This window comes from Arthrobacter sedimenti (assembly GCF_042652025.1).
GTDB lineage: Bacteria > Actinomycetota > Actinomycetes > Actinomycetales > Micrococcaceae > Arthrobacter > Arthrobacter sedimenti.
In genome coordinates, this window is record NZ_JBHSDQ010000004.1 from 22,894 (window position 1) to 37,602 (window position 14,709).

Sequence of the window (14,709 nt, forward strand, 5' to 3'; positions counted from 1 at the left end):
CCCAGCCATAGGAAAGGACCAGAAATGGCCATCACCGTCACAGATCCCCGGCCGATCGACCGCGCTGAGGAGATCCTCACGCCCAAGGCACTGGCCTTCGTGGAGGAGCTCCACAACCGGTTCGCCGGCACCCGCAACGAGCTCCTGGCGGCCCGCGCCGTCAAGCGGCGGCGGGTAGCCGAGACCGGCAAGCTGGACTTCCTGCCGGAGACCAAGGAGGTGCGCGACGGCGACTGGAAGGTGGCGCCGGCACCGGCGGCTTTGCAGGACCGCCGTGTGGAGATGACCGGGCCCGCGTCGCCGGCGAAGATGGCCATCAACGCCCTGAACTCCGGCGCCAAGGTGTGGCTGGCGGACCTCGAGGACGCCAGCACGCCCACCTGGGCCAATGTCATCGACGCCATCCTGAATCTCCGCGACGCGGCCCAGGGCACGTTGAGCTTCACCTCCGAGGAAGGCAAGGAGTACCGCCTGCGCACCGACGCGCCGCTCGCCGTCGTGGTGGCCCGCCCCCGCGGGTGGCACATGCAGGAAAAGCACCTGCTGGTCAACGGCGAACCGGCCGTCGGCGCGCTGGTGGATTTCGGGCTGCACTTCTTCCACATCGCCAAGCAGCTGGTGCTCAACGGACAGGGCCCGTACTACTACCTGCCCAAGATGGAGAGCCACCTCGAGGCACGCCTGTGGAACGACGTGTTCGTGTTCGCTCAGGACTACCTTGGCCTGAACCAGGGCACCATCCGCGCCACCGTGCTGATCGAAACCATCCCGGCCGCCTTCGAGATGGACGAGATCCTGTACGAACTGCGGGACCACGCTTCCGGCCTGAACGCCGGCCGCTGGGACTACCTGTTCAGCATCATCAAGTACTTCCGCGACGCCGGCGAGGAGTTCGTCCTGCCGGACCGCGCCTCCGTGGTGATGACCGCCCCGTTCATGCGTGCCTACACCGAACTCCTGGTGAAGACCTGCCACAAGCGCGGGGCATTCGCCATGGGCGGCATGGCAGCGGTCATCCCCAACCGGCGCCACCCGGAAGTCACCGCGGCCGCCTTCGAAAAGGTCCGCGCTGACAAGACCCGCGAGGCAAACGACGGCTTCGACGGTTCCTGGGTAGCCCACCCGGACCTGGTCCCTACTTGCCGCGAGGTCTTCGACTCCGTCCTCGGCGACAAGCCCAACCAGGTGGACAAGCAGCGTCCGGAGGTTTCCGTGACGGCGGACCAGCTCTTGGACGTCCAGTCCGCGGACGGCCAGGTCACGGAGGCCGGCCTGCGCCTGAACCTCTACGTGGCCGTCGCCTACACCGCGGTGTGGCTGTCCGGAAGCGGCGCCGTTGCCATCCACAACCTCATGGAGGATGCCGCCACCGCGGAGATCTCCCGTTCCCAGGTGTGGCAGCAGATCCGCAACAAGTCCATCCTGGCGGACACCGGCAACACGGTGACCAAGGAACTGGTGGAGCGGGTCCTGGGCGAGGAGACCGAGCGGCTCCGCACCGAGTTTGGCGATGAGGCGTTCCGCCGTTACTACCAGCCGGCCAGCGAGCTGATCGCGGACATCTGCCTCTCCGACGATTACACGGACTTCCTGACCACGCCCGCGTACGAACTGGTGGGCTGAGATGGCAACACCCAAACCCTCACTCTCTGCAGGGGACCTGGCCGCTATTGACGGGCAGCTTGCCGCCACGGACCGGCTGCTCGAACAGAACTACCCGGGTGACGACGGCTCCCGGCAGCCCGTGCACACGGTGTACGTGCCCGCGGACCGGTTCACGCCGTCGTTCGCGGCTGACTGGGGCGCCCAGGCGGCGGCGACGGCGGAAGCCCACGGCGGGTTCGAAAAGCTGGGCCGGCTCCTGGGCCAGGAAGCGGCCCTCGCCGAGGCAGTGGCCGGCCGGGTGGCGGCAAAGCTGGCAGACGAGCCGATCGAGGACCTGCGCCTGGACTTTGAGGACGGCTTCGGGGACAGGGGCGACGACGCCGAGGACGCCGCAGCCGTTGCGGCAGCATCCGCGGTGGCCACGGCAGTCGCTTCCGGGTCCGCTCCCCCGTTCATCGGCATCCGCTTCAAGTGCTTCGAGGCTCCCACCCGGGCCCGCGGGCTGCGGACGATGGACCTGTTCGTCTCCGGCCTCGCCCAGGCGGGCGAGCTGCCGGAAGGCCTGGTGCTGACCCTGCCCAAGGTCACCACGGTGGCGCAGGTAAAGGCCATGGACTATGCGGTGTCCCGGCTCGAGGAAGTCCACGGCCTGCCCGCTGGCCGCCTCCGGTTCGAGGTGCAGGTGGAAACCCCGCAGCTGATCCTGGGCCCGGAAGGAACCTCGCCGGTGGCGCAGCTGCCGCATGCCGTGCCCGGGCGGATCAGCGGGCTGCACTACGGCACCTACGACTACTCGGCCTCCCTCCAGATCTCCGCGGAGTACCAGTCCATGGAGCACCCGGTGGCTGACTTCGCCAAGGAAGTCATGCAGCTGGCCGTGGCAGGCACCGGCATCCGGCTCTCCGACGGCTCCACCAATATCATCCCCGTGGGTGACAACGTGGAGAACGCCTGGCAGCTACACGGCCGCCTGGTGCGGCGGTCACTGGAACGCGGCTACTACCAGGGCTGGGACCTGCATCCGGCCCAGCTGCCCAGCCGGTTCGCCGCCACGTACGCCTTCTACCGCGAAGGCCTGCCGGCCGCCGCGGCCCGCCTGCGCAACTACGTGGAACGGACCGAAGGCGGCGTCATGGACGAGCCCGCCACGGCCCGCGCCCTGGCCGCGTTCGTGCTCCGCGGCGTCCAGTGCGGCGCTGTGGGTGCCGAGGAGGTCCAGGCGCTCGCCGGCGTCGGAATTCCGCAGCTCACCGCACTGGCACACCCGCGGCTGGCCACCACTTCCAACTCGTAAGCAAAAGGAATCCATTCATGGGCAAGTACTACTCCCCCAGCGGCGGACTGCCGCCGCAGACCCACCTGACCACCGAGCGCGCCATCGTCACCGAGGCTTACACGGTGATCCCCAAGGGCGTGATGACGGACATCGTCACGTCCAACCTGCCGGGCTTCTCCAACACCCGCTCCTGGATCATCGCCCGGCCCATTTCGGGTTTCGCCACCACGTTCTCCCAGCTGATCGTCGAGATCGCTCCGGGCGGCGGCGCACCGAAGGCCGAATTCGAGGCAGGCGTGGAAGGCGTCGTCTTCGTGACCAAGGGCAAGCTCAACCTGACCCTCGACGGCGAGCTGCACCAGATGGAGGAAGGCGGCTACGCCTACCTGGCCGCCGGTTCGGAGTGGGGCGTGGAGAACGTTTCGGACGACGTCGTGTCCTACCACTGGATCCGCAAGGCCTACGAGCGCCTGGAAGGGTACGAGGCCAAGTCCTTCGTCACCAACGAGAAGGACGTTCAGCCCACGTCCATGCCGGACACCAACGACGTCTGGAAGACCACCCGCTTCACGGATTCCAGCGACCTGGCCCACGACATGCAGGTCAACATCGTCACGTTCCAGCCGGGCGGCGTGATCCCGTTCCCGGAAACCCACGTGATGGAACACGGCCTGTACGTCCTGGAGGGCAAGGCCATGTACCTGCTGAACAACGACTGGGTGGAGGTGGAGGCCGGCGACTTCATGTGGCTGCGCGCCTTCTGCCCGCAGGCCTGCTACGCCGGCGGCCCCGGCGAGTTCCGCTACCTGCTCTACAAGGACATGAACCGCCAGGTGAAGCTGACCTAGCCGTTTCCGCCTTCGGGCAGCAGCAGGGGCCGTTATGGATTTCCATAACGGCCCCTGCTGTTTATGTGTTACTGGTAAGGCTTAGGCGCCCGGGTTGAGGACCACCTTGATGCAGCCGTCTTCCTTCTTCTGGAACTTCTCGTACAGGGCGGGAGCACCATCCAGCCCCGAACGGTGGGTAACCAGGTCCATCACGCCCAGCGGATCGGCGTCGTCCTCCACGAGGGGAAGGATGGCGTCCGTCCAGTTCCGCACATTGCACTGGCCCATGCGCACCTGCAGCTGCTTGTCGAACATGGTGAGCAGCGGCATGGGGCTGGCGGTGCCGCCGTACACGCCACTGAGGGACAGGGTGCCGCCGCGGCGGACGGCGTCGACGGAGGCGTGCAGCGCCGCCAGCCGGTCCACGCCGCCGGTCTCCATGGCCTTCTGCGCGAGCTTGTCCGGCAGGAGCCCCAGCGCCTGGTGGGCGAATCCCGCAACCGGGGAGCCGTGAGCTTCCATTCCGACGGCGTCAACCACCGCATCCGGGCCGCGGCCGCCGGTCATTTCCCGGAGTTCGTCGCCGATGGTCTTGCTCAGGTCCAGCGTTTCCACGCCGTGCCGCGCTGCCATCTCCCTCCGTTCGGAGACGGGATCGATACCGATGACGCGGAACCCGCGATGGACGCCGATGCGGCTGGCGAACTGGCCCACCGGCCCGAGGCCGAACACGGCCAGGGTGCCGCCCGCCGGGACGTCCGCGTATTCCACGGCCTGCCAGGCGGTGGGCAGGATGTCGGAGAGGAACAGGTACCGGTCATCCGGAAGCTCATTGCCCACCTTGACCGGCCCGTAATCGGCATGCGGCACGCGCAGGTACTCGGCCTGGCCGCCGGGAACGGACCCGTACAGCTCGGAGTAGCCGAAGAGGGCTGCGCCGGATCCCTTTTCCTTGACCTGCGTGACTTCGCATTGGGATTGCAGCCCCATCTTGCACATGTAACAGGAGCCGCAGGAGATGTTGAACGGGATCACCACGCGGTCTCCCTTGCGGAGATTAGTGACGCCGCTGCCCACTTCTTCCACGATGCCCATTGGCTCGTGGCCAATGACGTCGCCCTTGTGCATGTACGGGCCCAGGACCTCGTAGAGGTGCAGGTCAGATCCGCAGATCGCGGTGGAGGTGATGCGTACGATCGCATCCGTCGGTTCCTGGATGACGGGATCGGGTACTTCTTCTACGCTTACCGACCGTTTTCCTTGCCACGTCAGTGCTTTCACAGTCTCCCTTTCGCTCTGCTTTGCCCGTAGGGGGTCTCCCGGGGCGGGGCAGGGCACCCGCGGGCACCCTTTCTTCGACCGTATCGGTTTTGAGGGAAAAAAGTAAGCATGCTGACTAAAAGCTTGTGGCAGGCGTCCACTCCTTCTAGCGTAGGAAGAGTCCCGGAACACCAAGAAAGAGCACCCGAAAGAGGAACGCCATGTCGCTGTACCAGCCGGAACCGGTCGAAATCTCCACCCGCATGCGTCCGGGCGAATGGACGGAGGACAGCCTGGTGGAACTGGTTGACACGTACCGGAAGCGGGTGGAGGAGATGGGCGCGCCCGCAGCGGAGGTGGCCACCGACATTGAGCGGAACGGCGACGGCTCCGTCAAGGTGGTCGTGTCGTGGACAAAACCCGCTGTTGCCGGCAACGAGGACTCAGTACCCGGCGGCCAGCCGCTGTGAGTTGGGCAGCCGCGGCGAACTAAGGGTTCGGCTGCAGTGCAAGCAGACGGCCGATGGCGCTTGAGCCAAGATTTTCCAACAGGTCGCGCGGACCTTCGTAAACCTCGACGGCGCCCGCCTCGCGCAGTTGCGCAGCCTGGATGCCCCCGCAGGTGAGCCCAATGGCCGGGATGCCCAAGGCTCCGGCTGCCTTCATGTCCCACACAGCATCCCCGACATAGACCGCATGCGCCGCGTCCACGCCCGCCGACTCGAGTGCCGCCTCGAGGATGTCCGGCGCCGGCTTGCTTTCCTTCGCATCGTTGGCGCTGGTTGCCACGTCAATGAAGGCGTCCGCGTCCAGCACTGACCGCATGACCTGCAGGTCCCGCTGCCGGGCCGAGGAGGCCAGCGCAACGGCCAGCCCGCCGGCGTGGCACTGGCCCAGCAGTTCCTTGGCCCCGTCCAGGGGGCGGAGCGAGGGCCAATGCGAGGCGTACAGCGCCCCATGGCTGGCCATGATGTCCTCGTCCTCGTCACGGTCGCGGTCGGATGGCAGCAGGTTGTCCACCAACCGGGCGCCACCCATGCCGACGAGCTGGTGGATGGCCGCCATTGGCACGTCGTGCCCGTATTGGCGGAAAGCGCCCCACCAGGAGATGGTGTGGATGTAGGACGAGTCGATCAGGGTGCCGTCAACGTCAAAGAGGACCCCCAGTCGGTCGCCGCCAGGGGGTGTCATGGACTCGGTCATCAGCCCACCGCTGCCCGTCGCACCTCAGGCGCTTTTTTCCGCCTGGCCGCTTCCTCCTTGGGGGAATTGACGGGCCGCACGCGCTCACGAATGACGGACCCGGCGCCGTCCAGGCTCTTGTCCCGAATAAGGCCCGTGCCTGCGATTTCCCGGGCCATGGCGACGCCTGCCACCGCTGCCCTTTTCGTGGGGAAGGTGACCGAGATGGCCATCAGGTTCCCGCTTCCGTCCATCATCCTGATCCGGTAACCACCGTCAGGGGCATCAACGAGCTCAAAAAATCCGGCCATAGCTTTCACTCCTCCATCAATCACGGCGCTGTGCTTGGGAGCACTCCATGAGGTGTTAGTAAGTATACTTATCTATCCCGCGAAGGAGAAGTTCGAGCCCCGGTCCGCGCCGCCTCAGCGCGAATCCGCCCTTGCGGACGGAAGGGGGGTGTCACTGCGCCGAACCGTATCCTGATGGAGCTCAAGAGCGCTAGTCACAAGGGCAAAGTGGCTGAACGCCTGCGGGGTGTTACCCAGCTGGCGGCCGGCTTTGACCGCCCATTCCTCACTCAACAGCCCCACATCGTTGCGCAGCTCCAGCAGCCGTTCGAAGAGCTCGCGCGATTCCTCATGGCGCCCGGCGCCCAGGAGCGCCTCCACCATCCAGAACGAGCAGGCCAGGAAAACGCCCTCATCGCCCGGCAGGCCGTCGTCGCTCTCTTCCGGCTTGTACCGCAGCACGAACCCGTCCTGGGTCAGTTCCCGTTGGATGGCCTCGATGGTGCCGATGACCTTGGGATCGTCGTTGGGCAGGAAGCCCACCCTGGGAATCAGCAGCAGGCTGGCATCCAGTTCGGGCCGGCCATAGGACTGGACGAACGTATTGCGCTCTGCGTCAAATCCGTTGGCCATGATGTCCGCGCGGATCTGGTCCCGCAGCGCCTCCCAGCGCTCCACGGGACCGGGGAGGCCGGACTCGCGCACGCCCTTGACCATCCGGTCTGCCGCGACCCAGGCCATGACCTTGGAGTGGGTAAAGTGCCGGCGCGGCCCCCGCATCTCCCAGAGCCCGTTGTCCGGCTGGTCCCAGATGGTTTCCAGGTGTTCCATCAGCGCGATCTGCACATCCCAGGCCTCGTCAGTGTGCTTCAGCAGCGAGTTCCGGGTCAGCGCCAGGCAGTCCAGTACCTCTCCCCATACATCCAGCTGAAACTGCTCGGCCGCCGCATTTCCAATCCGCACAGGGGCCGAGTTCTCGTAGCCCTTCAGCCAGGGCAGCTCCATCTCCGGCAGCCGCCGCTCACCGTGGATCCCGTACATGATCTGCAGGTCGGCGGGGTCGCCGGCAACCGCACGGAGCAGCCAGTCCCGCCAGGCAGAGGCCTCGGCTGTGTACCCCGCGGCCTGCAGGGTCATGGCCGCGTCCCGCAGCCAGCAGTAGCGGTAGTCCCAGTTGCGCTGGCCGCCGGGCTGCTCGGGAAGGGAGGTGGTGACGGCAGCAACGATGCCACCGGTTGGGGCGTAGGTCAGCGCCTTGAGCGTTATCAGGGAGCGAACCACGGCTTCCTGGTACTTCCCCTCCACCGTGCATTGCGAGGACCATCCCCGCCAGAATTCATAGGTGCTGTCGAGGACGTCCTCGGCATCCACGCTGACCGGCCTCCCCACATGGCTGGGTGCCCAGGTCAGCACGAACGGGACTTTGTCGCCGGCGTTCACGGTGAAGTCGCTGACGGTGTGCATGTTTTCACCGTGGAGGGGTGCGGGGGTGACCAGGTAGACGGCGTCCGGTCCCGCGATGGCATGCAGCCCGCGCTTGTCCTTGCGGACCCATGGAATGATGTGCCCGTAGTCAAACCGCATGATGAGCTCGCCATGCATCCTGACGCTGCCGCTGACGCCTTCCACGATCCTGACGATGTCGGCAACGGAGTCGCGGGGCGGCATGAAGTCGGTGACGCGGACGGTTCCTTCCGGGGTGTCCCACTCGGTGTCCAGGACCAGGCTGCCGTCCCGGTAGCTCCGGCGGGTGCACGTTCCTCCGCCCGCGGGTGCCAGCAGCCAGCGGCCGGCGTCCGGGGTGTCCAGCAGGGCGTTGAAGCACGCGGGCGAATCGAACCGTGGCAGGCAAAGCCAGTCGATTGAGCCCTCCTTGCTGACCAGGGCCCCGGTGTGAAGGTCGCCAACCACCGCATAATCCTCAATTCGCACCATGACATTACCCTGCCATACAGAGCCCCCAACGGAAGGGGAAATGTCCGGGTGTAGCCTGAGGCAAATGGCAATCCACATTGGCACCTCCGGCTGGAGTTACGACCACTGGGAGAACGTGCTGTACCCGCCCGGGCTGCCCGTCCGGGACCGGCTCCAGTGCTACGTCTCCATGTTCAGCACGGTTGAACTGAATGCCAGCTTCTACCGGTGGCCGCGGGACACCACTTTCGCGGGCTGGAACAGGCGCCTGCCGCCCGGTTTCAGCATGTCCGTCAAGGCCCCCCGCGGACTGACCCACGCCCGCAAGCTGTACTCGCCTGAAGTCTGGGTGGAGCGCATCACCAGGTGCTGGCATGAACTCGGGGACAAACGTGCCGTACTCCTGGTCCAGCTCCCGCCCCAGCTGGAGCGGGACGACGCGAGGCTGGACTATTTCCTGAGCGTCCTGCCGTCCTGGATCAGGGTTGCCCTTGAATTCCGGCACCCCAGCTGGAACTGCCCGGAGGTATTTGAGCTGCTTGAACGCCACCAGGCGGCGTACTGCATCATGAGCGGCGCCAACCTGCCCTGCATCCTGCGGACCACCGCGCCGTTCACCTATGTCCGGTTGCATGGCCCGGACCAGGAGCACCTGTACGGCGGCTCCTACTCGGACGCGGACATGCAGTGGTGGGCGGACCGGATCCGGGAGTGGGACGGTGCGGGCATCACGTTTACGCCTACTTCAACAACGACGGCGGCGGGAACGCAGTGCGGAACGCCCAGACCCTGCGCGGGATCCTGGGCAACGGCTGATGGCGGTTGCCGCGCTGTGGCAGAGTGGTGCCATGGACACGGCTCCGCAGAACCCCGCCCATGACACGGCACGCCCGCCCGAGGACAACACCAAGGGCCGCGTTGCGCTTTCCGGAAGCCAGTTCTTCCGGCTGGCACACCGGGTGTCCGACGCTGTCAATGACGTCAGGATCCAGCTCGCCAAACGGTGGAAGTTCGTGCCGCAGACCATCGCCTACCAGGGTTACGGTTCTACCACCCGGGTGCGGGTGCTGGGGCGGGTGCTGCTGACGCAGAAGCCGCTGCCGGGAAGCAAGGCGGAGCACGAAGCGAAAAACGGCAACCAGAACATCCGCGGCTGGCGCGCCTTCACCGGGGTGCCGCTGCAGTACAGCGACGTCGAAATCACCATCGGGGACGTGGTCACCCACGTCACGGCGGACCGGGGCGGGCTGATCGACACCGAGGTGGATGTCCAGCTCTCCCCTGGCTGGCACACTGCGGTACTCCGCGCGGAGGGAACCGAGCCGGCAGAGGCACTGATCCAGGTGATCGCTCCCGGTGTGGAATTCGGCATCGTCTCCGACATCGACGACACCGTGATGGTCACCGCCTTGCCCCGGCCCTTCCTGGCACTGTGGAATACCTTTGTGCTCAGCGAGCGCGCCCGCATGGCCACCCCGGGCATGGCCGTGCTGCTGGACCGGCTGACCATCGAGCACCCCGAAGCACCGGTCATCTACCTGTCCACCGGGCCCTGGAACGCCGCCCCCACGCTGGCACGGTTCCTGACCCGCAACATGTATCCCAAGGGCGCGCTGCTGCTGACGGACTGGGGGCTCACCCAGGACCGCTGGTTTCGCAGCGGCCAGGACCACAAGCACCGGAATCTGGAGCGGCTGGCGCAGGAGTTTCCGGACATGCGGTGGCTCCTGATCGGCGACAACGGCCAGCACGACGAAACCATCTATTCCGCCTTCGCGGCTGAGAACCCGGATAAGGTTGCGGCGATCGCCATCCGGCAACTGTCTGTCAGCGAGTCGGTATTCGCCGGCGGGCACTCGGAAGACGGGGACCACACCGCCTCGAGGGTGCCGTGGATCTATTCCCCCGACGGCGCCGGCATCGCAAGGCAGCTCGCCATGCTGGACCTGCTCCGGGGCTGATCCGGCACTGTAGCGGTCCGGCACTGTGCCGCCACGGCCGGCGCCTGCACCTGCGGTCTAGGCGTTGGCACCCAAGGCCGCGCCGTCGTCGGGCGCTTCAGAGCCTTCCACACCGTCATCCACCAGAACATCCGGGACCACAGCCTGGGCGATGGCCAGTTCCGCCGCCGCAGCGAGGTCGCGTTCCTCGATGAGCTCCTGGAACCAGAAGTAGGACGCCTTGGGCGTGCGCTCCAGCGTTTCGAAGTCCACGTGCAGGAGGCCGAACGGCTGCTTGTAGCCGGCGGACCATTCGAAGTTGTCCAGGAAGGACCATACGTAATAGCCGCGCAGGTCCATGGACTCCGCCACACCGCCGGGCGCCGTGGCCCGCAGCGCGGTTTCCAGGTGATCGGAAAGGTACTTGAGCCGGCGTTCATCCGGAATGAACCGGGTGTTGGTGGACTTGTCCCGGACGATGATGTCCTCGAAGCTCGCGCCGCCCTCGGTGATGATCACGGGCGGCAAACTGGGGTACCGCTCCGCCATTTCCTTCAGCGCCACCGCCATGTACTCCGGCTTGACCGGCCAGCCGTAGGCGGTGATGTCCGCTTCCGGCCAGGTCTCGACGTGGAACGGCGTTGTCCCGCTGCCCGTAGCGCTGAGGTCGCTGCCCATGGCCTCAGCCATGCTTGACGGCACGGTACCGCCGCCGGGCCCCGCCGCCACCTTGGTGGGCATGTAGTAGTTGAGCCCGTAGAAGTCCAGGGGCTGGGAGATGATCTCCATGTCTTCCTCGGGATGCTCGAACGAGCTGAAGAACTTTGCGGCACGGATCAGGTCCGGGTACTTACCCGTGAGGACCGGGTCCGCGTAGAGCCGGTTCTGGCCCAGGTCCATGATTCCAGCGCTGATTTTGTCCAGCGGGTTGATCGAGTTCGGCACCATGGGCGAGTACACGTTGGTCATCCCGATCTCACCCGGTACCCTCGCGGCGCGCAGGGCCTGGACGGCCAGCCCATGGCCCAGCAGTTGGTGGTGGACGGTGGGGAAGGCGCCCAAGGCCAGCTCCTTGCCCGGCGAATGCAGCCCGAATGCGTAGCCGTTGGCGCTCACCGTTGCAGGTTCGTTGATGGTGACCCAGCGGGCCACCCTGTCCCCGAATGCTTCGGCCACGATGGCGGCGTACTCCCCCAGGCGGTAGGCAGTGTCCCGGTTCATCCACCCGCCGGCCTCCTCCAGTTCAAGGGGTGTGTCCCAGTGGTAGATGGTGGCCATGGGCGAGATGCCGCTGGCCAGGAGCTCGTCCAGGAGCCGGTCGTAGAAGGCCAGCCCGGCACTGTTGGCAGGGCCGGTGCCGCCGGGCTGGATGCGCGGCCAGGAGAAAGAGAACCGGTATGAGTCCACGCCCAACTGCTTCAGGAGCGCCACGTCCTGGGGCATCCGGTGGTAGTGGTCCGTCGCCACCACCGGGCTGTGGTTCTCAACGATCGCACCCGGTTTGGCTGCGAACCTGTCCCAGGCCGCCGGACCGCGCCCGCCCTCATCCAGTGCCCCTTCGATCTGGAATGCTGCGGTTGCGACGCCAAGGGTGAACCCCGGAGGGATGAGTGCTGCAAGGTCCTTGGCGGTGATGTGCATTGGGTCCAGCCTTTTTGGGTCGCAGTGGTCAGAGTATGTCCCAGAATCTCACAGGGAAGGGCGGCTGACGAGCAGCAACCCTCCACGCAGCACAGCGGCTACTGCGAACCGAAAAGGAACTCCTTGGCGTGCGCCACTGCCTTGCGGAAGGCGTCATTGCGCAAGGTCACCAGGTGCTCCGAGTCGCCATCGGACGGTTCCAAATAGCCGGTGTAGCCGGGCCGCAGGACCCAGATGTCCCCTCCTGGCGGCAGGTAGAACACACCGAACGAACGCTGCTGCCGCTCGTCGGCGGTCCAGACCGGAACTACCGCCAGGGCGGCACCGGTGGCCGGGTTGATCCACTGTGCCCGGGGCAGCGGCTGTTCATGCGCCTCGGGGTCCAGGAAGGGCGCGGTGCCTGCGCCCCACCGTTGCTCAAAACGTTCGTGGAACGCGGGGATCAGGTGTGAATCGTAGCGCCGCCACTCGCTCATGCAGTGTTCCGCCTCCTTGAAAAGGGTATGTATTCAAATGGTGGGCCTGTTTAGTGTGGGCTGCTGTCCGGGCCCGGTTCAGGCCCAGGGTCCGCTTTCCCACCGCACCGGAGTGATGCGGATCGCAGGCCCGGCTGGTGCCCCGGCGCTGTGGACCTTCCGGACGGGGATGATGATGGGCGCCGTTGCCGCCAGCTTCCTGTCATACGCCGCGCGCCGCTCCGGGTCGCGCAGCACGTTGAACGCCTGCATGATCCGGAGGAGTTCATCCCCCTGCTTTGAGTCTCCACTGTGCGCGCCCCCAGCGGCAGGGCCGCCGTCAATGTCCCCGTGGCCAGCGTCCACGTCCGGGTGGCCGCCGTCCATGTCCGGGTGGTGGCTGCGCATCAGGGCGCGGTAAGCGTGCGAGATATCCTGCCGGGTGGCATCCCTGGCCACCCCCAGGACGGTGTAGTAATCGCGGATGTCAGTCATCCCGGCCTCCTGCTCCGCCAGTGCCCCTGCCGGGAAGGCGGGGGCACTGGCGGGAAAGCATGGATCTAGGTGCCGATTTGGTGCATGTCGCCCTGCTGGGTCTGGATCTCGATCTTGCGCGGCTTGGCCTGCTCAGCCATCGGAATCCGCAGGGTCAGGACGCCCTGGTCGTAGCTGGCCTTGATCTTCTCCGTGTCCAAGGTGTCGCCCAGGATCAGTTGGCGGCTGAACACACCACGGGGACGCTCCGAGGCCACCAGCTCAACGTTGGGCTGCGTGGGGTCCTGGCGCTCCGCCCGGACGGTCAGGACATTCCGTTCAACGTTCAGGTCCAGGCTGTCCAGCTTCACGCCGGGAAGATCGAACGCCACCACGAACTCGCCATCCTCCTGCCAGGCGTCCATGGGCATGGCAGCCGGGCGGGCGGTGGTTCCAAAGACCTGCTGCGTGAGCCGGTCCAGCTCACGGAACGGGTCAGTACGCATCAACATCATTTCCCACTCCTTCAGCTTCCAGGTGTTGGATCTGTGGTTACCCACCGACGATTAATCTATGGCGGTGGATATAGATTTTTTATAGCACCAGTGGCAAACTGAAGCAAGACACCGGACGGGCCGATTTTGGGAGAAACAATGGCAGGACCTGATGCAGGACGCGGACCAAGGGCCCCCGGCTCAAAGGCCTTGTACGCCATCTCAGTGGCGGCCGAGCTGACGGGGACGGGACAGCAGAACATCAGGCTCTACGAAACGAGGGGTCTGCTGACACCGTCGCGGACTGCCGGGGGAACCCGGCAGTACAGCGACGACGATATCGCGGTGCTGCTGCGGATTGGCGAGCTCCTCGAAGAAGGGCTGAACCTGGCGGGCGTTGCCAAGGTCCTGGAGCTGGAGGCAGCGAACGTCAAACTCCACCGTGCCCTGAAGCGCGCACGGTCGCGGCCGCAGTAAAAAGGTCCTGGAATGGAAGGTCCACCCGCGGGGATTACTCGGCCTTTGACAGCTCTCCGGTGACAGGTTCCCCGGGGATCCGGGCCGTCCGCCAGGTGTCCAGGGCGATGACGCCGCCAAGGATGAGCAGCGACAGTGAGAAGGACGCAAGTGTGTCCGTTGGCCAGTGGTAGCCCAGGTACAGGCGGCTGGCGATGGCCAGGACGATCCCGATCCCGGCACTGATGAATCCGAAGACCGCCGCCCGCGGGTTCCGGCGGCGGGAGAAGATCAGGTAGGCACCCACCAGCAGGAAGTCGCAGGCGCCCAGCACGTGCCCGGACGGGAACGAGAAGGTCTGGTCCGCACCGAAGAGCATTTGGTCCACGGGCGGCCGCGAGCGCTGGACGATATGCAGGATGATTTGGGAGATGATCACCCCGGTCAGCATGGCCGCGGCCAGCAGGATGGGGCGCCAGGCGTGTTTGGCCGCAAACCCCCAGATGAGGATCACCACCAGGATGATGATTGGGAGCGCGATGGGGCCGAAGAATATTGCCAGGAAGATCATGATGGCCGTCACCGCTGCCGAACGTGTCGTCAGGAGCCAGTCGTGCACCGGGTGGTCGGCGAAGGAAAGTCCGTCGGCCTGGACAACGCTGACCAGTGTGGCGATGAAGAGGGCCAGCCCCACCACGGCCAGGATCACCGACGTCCGGTAGAGGCGGCGCCGGTCGGCAGGGTCGATATACCGCTCCTCCACCACGAACTTCTCATGGAAGGTACGCCACCTGCCGTTGCCATCTTTCTTGACTGCGGAACCTGCTGAATTTTGTGCCAATGTGCTGCCCGTCCCTGCGCCCTGTTATAGCCATGCCGAATAACGGCCATG

15 protein-coding genes and 1 pseudogene are annotated in these 14,709 nt (G+C 66.0%); 7 read left to right on the forward strand and 9 right to left on the reverse strand.

Translation table 11 applies throughout. From position 1 onward, the window contains the following. Nucleotides 1-24: 24 nt before the first annotated feature. The 3 genes from aceB to ACFO0G_RS10595 are packed head-to-tail and all read left to right on the forward strand — an operon-like array spanning nucleotide 25 to nucleotide 3,729. Complete coding sequence (gene aceB / locus ACFO0G_RS10585) at nucleotides 25-1,623, forward strand: malate synthase A (RefSeq protein ID WP_376977505.1); 1,599 nt, start codon at nucleotides 25-27, stop codon at nucleotides 1,621-1,623. A 1-nt stretch (nucleotide 1,624) separates the two neighbouring features. Further along, nucleotides 1,625-2,899 carry a DUF6986 family protein gene (locus ACFO0G_RS10590; protein ID WP_376977507.1) on the forward strand — a complete coding sequence of 425 codons (1,275 nt, stop codon included), beginning with the start codon at nucleotides 1,625-1,627 and terminating at the stop codon, nucleotides 2,897-2,899. Between the two features lie 17 nt (nucleotides 2,900-2,916). Continuing rightward, entirely contained in the window at nucleotides 2,917-3,729 is an 813-nt protein-coding gene (locus ACFO0G_RS10595; protein WP_376977509.1) for a bifunctional allantoicase/(S)-ureidoglycine aminohydrolase, read from the forward strand. An 81-nt stretch (nucleotides 3,730-3,810) separates the two neighbouring features. On the opposite strand, the gene ACFO0G_RS10600 is transcribed toward ACFO0G_RS10595, so the two are convergent. Continuing rightward, nucleotides 3,811-4,992, reverse strand: coding sequence for a zinc-dependent alcohol dehydrogenase (locus ACFO0G_RS10600; protein WP_376977511.1), 1,182 nt, complete (start codon nucleotides 4,990-4,992; stop codon nucleotides 3,811-3,813). A gap of 200 nt (nucleotides 4,993-5,192) precedes the next feature. On the opposite strand from ACFO0G_RS10600, the gene ACFO0G_RS10605 reads away from it, so the two are divergent. Further along, complete coding sequence (locus ACFO0G_RS10605; protein WP_376977513.1) at nucleotides 5,193-5,441, forward strand: hypothetical protein; 249 nt, start codon at nucleotides 5,193-5,195, stop codon at nucleotides 5,439-5,441. Between the two features lie 19 nt (nucleotides 5,442-5,460). On the opposite strand, the gene ACFO0G_RS10610 is transcribed toward ACFO0G_RS10605, so the two are convergent. From ACFO0G_RS10610 to ACFO0G_RS10620, 3 genes are all read right to left on the reverse strand, one after another. Then, nucleotides 5,461-6,162 (reverse strand): HAD family hydrolase, encoded by a 702-nt coding sequence (locus tag ACFO0G_RS10610; RefSeq protein WP_376977515.1) that lies wholly within the window; start codon nucleotides 6,160-6,162, stop codon nucleotides 5,461-5,463. Between the two features lie 11 nt (nucleotides 6,163-6,173). Beyond that, on the reverse strand, nucleotides 6,174-6,464 hold the full coding sequence (locus ACFO0G_RS10615; RefSeq protein WP_286399205.1) for a hypothetical protein: 291 nt from the start codon (nucleotides 6,462-6,464) through the stop codon (nucleotides 6,174-6,176). 114 nt (nucleotides 6,465-6,578) lie between these two features. Beyond that, entirely contained in the window at nucleotides 6,579-8,378 is a 1,800-nt protein-coding gene (locus tag ACFO0G_RS10620) for a glycoside hydrolase family 15 protein (protein WP_376977517.1), read from the reverse strand. Nucleotides 8,379-8,442: 64 nt separating this feature from the next. Between ACFO0G_RS10620 and ACFO0G_RS10625 the strand changes: the two are divergent. Both ACFO0G_RS10625 and ACFO0G_RS10630 read left to right on the forward strand, forming a co-directional pair. Then, nucleotides 8,443-9,173 (forward strand): annotated as a pseudogene (locus ACFO0G_RS10625) (DUF72 domain-containing protein). 32 nt (nucleotides 9,174-9,205) lie between these two features. Then, on the forward strand, nucleotides 9,206-10,318 hold the full coding sequence (locus ACFO0G_RS10630) for an App1 family protein (RefSeq protein WP_376977519.1): 1,113 nt from the start codon (nucleotides 9,206-9,208) through the stop codon (nucleotides 10,316-10,318). A gap of 57 nt (nucleotides 10,319-10,375) precedes the next feature. Here the strand turns inward: ACFO0G_RS10630 and ACFO0G_RS10635 are convergent, their stop codons facing one another. The 4 genes from ACFO0G_RS10635 to ACFO0G_RS10650 form a co-directional block, all read right to left on the reverse strand. After that, complete coding sequence (locus tag ACFO0G_RS10635) at nucleotides 10,376-11,938, reverse strand: glycoside hydrolase family 1 protein (protein ID WP_376977521.1); 1,563 nt, start codon at nucleotides 11,936-11,938, stop codon at nucleotides 10,376-10,378. 98 nt (nucleotides 11,939-12,036) lie between these two features. After that, a complete protein-coding gene (locus tag ACFO0G_RS10640) occupies nucleotides 12,037-12,414 on the reverse strand; it encodes a hypothetical protein (RefSeq protein WP_142132599.1) in 378 nt (125 codons plus the stop codon). A gap of 78 nt (nucleotides 12,415-12,492) precedes the next feature. Then, complete coding sequence (locus ACFO0G_RS10645) at nucleotides 12,493-12,888, reverse strand: J domain-containing protein (protein WP_376977524.1); 396 nt, start codon at nucleotides 12,886-12,888, stop codon at nucleotides 12,493-12,495. Nucleotides 12,889-12,953: 65 nt separating this feature from the next. Further along, nucleotides 12,954-13,379 carry an Hsp20/alpha crystallin family protein gene (locus tag ACFO0G_RS10650; RefSeq protein WP_286404604.1) on the reverse strand — a complete coding sequence of 142 codons (426 nt, stop codon included), beginning with the start codon at nucleotides 13,377-13,379 and terminating at the stop codon, nucleotides 12,954-12,956. Between the two features lie 141 nt (nucleotides 13,380-13,520). On the opposite strand from ACFO0G_RS10650, the gene ACFO0G_RS10655 reads away from it, so the two are divergent. After that, the gene (locus ACFO0G_RS10655; RefSeq protein WP_376977526.1) at nucleotides 13,521-13,838 is read left to right on the forward strand and encodes a MerR family transcriptional regulator; all 318 of its coding nucleotides are present in this window, start codon (nucleotides 13,521-13,523) and stop codon (nucleotides 13,836-13,838) included. A gap of 34 nt (nucleotides 13,839-13,872) precedes the next feature. Here ACFO0G_RS10655 and ACFO0G_RS10660 read toward each other — a convergent pair whose 3' ends face one another. Continuing rightward, complete coding sequence (locus tag ACFO0G_RS10660; protein ID WP_376977528.1) at nucleotides 13,873-14,658, reverse strand: phosphatase PAP2 family protein; 786 nt, start codon at nucleotides 14,656-14,658, stop codon at nucleotides 13,873-13,875. Nucleotides 14,659-14,709 lie beyond the last annotated feature (51 nt).

Bases quoted from the DNA above. Each gene is read 5' to 3' on its own strand.
- ACFO0G_RS10645 (WP_376977524.1), bottom strand. From the start codon at position 12,888: ATGACTGACATCCGCGATTACTACACCGTCCTGGGGGTGGCCAGGGAT.
- ACFO0G_RS10595 (WP_376977509.1), top strand. From the start codon at position 2,917: ATGGGCAAGTACTACTCCCCCAGCGGCGGACTGCCGCCGCAGACCCAC.
- ACFO0G_RS10635 (WP_376977521.1), bottom strand. From the start codon at position 11,938: ATGCACATCACCGCCAAGGACCTTGCAGCACTCATCCCTCCGGGGTTC.
- ACFO0G_RS10605 (WP_376977513.1), top strand. From the start codon at position 5,193: ATGTCGCTGTACCAGCCGGAACCGGTCGAAATCTCCACCCGCATGCGT.
- aceB (WP_376977505.1), top strand. From the start codon at position 25: ATGGCCATCACCGTCACAGATCCCCGGCCGATCGACCGCGCTGAGGAG.
- ACFO0G_RS10650 (WP_286404604.1), bottom strand. From the start codon at position 13,379: ATGTTGATGCGTACTGACCCGTTCCGTGAGCTGGACCGGCTCACGCAG.
- ACFO0G_RS10630 (WP_376977519.1), top strand. From the start codon at position 9,206: ATGGACACGGCTCCGCAGAACCCCGCCCATGACACGGCACGCCCGCCC.
- ACFO0G_RS10655 (WP_376977526.1), top strand. From the start codon at position 13,521: ATGGCAGGACCTGATGCAGGACGCGGACCAAGGGCCCCCGGCTCAAAG.
- ACFO0G_RS10610 (WP_376977515.1), bottom strand. From the start codon at position 6,162: ATGACACCCCCTGGCGGCGACCGACTGGGGGTCCTCTTTGACGTTGAC.
- ACFO0G_RS10615 (WP_286399205.1), bottom strand. From the start codon at position 6,464: ATGGCCGGATTTTTTGAGCTCGTTGATGCCCCTGACGGTGGTTACCGG.
- ACFO0G_RS10590 (WP_376977507.1), top strand. From the start codon at position 1,625: ATGGCAACACCCAAACCCTCACTCTCTGCAGGGGACCTGGCCGCTATT.
- ACFO0G_RS10620 (WP_376977517.1), bottom strand. From the start codon at position 8,378: ATGGTGCGAATTGAGGATTATGCGGTGGTTGGCGACCTTCACACCGGG.
- ACFO0G_RS10640 (WP_142132599.1), bottom strand. From the start codon at position 12,414: ATGAGCGAGTGGCGGCGCTACGATTCACACCTGATCCCCGCGTTCCAC.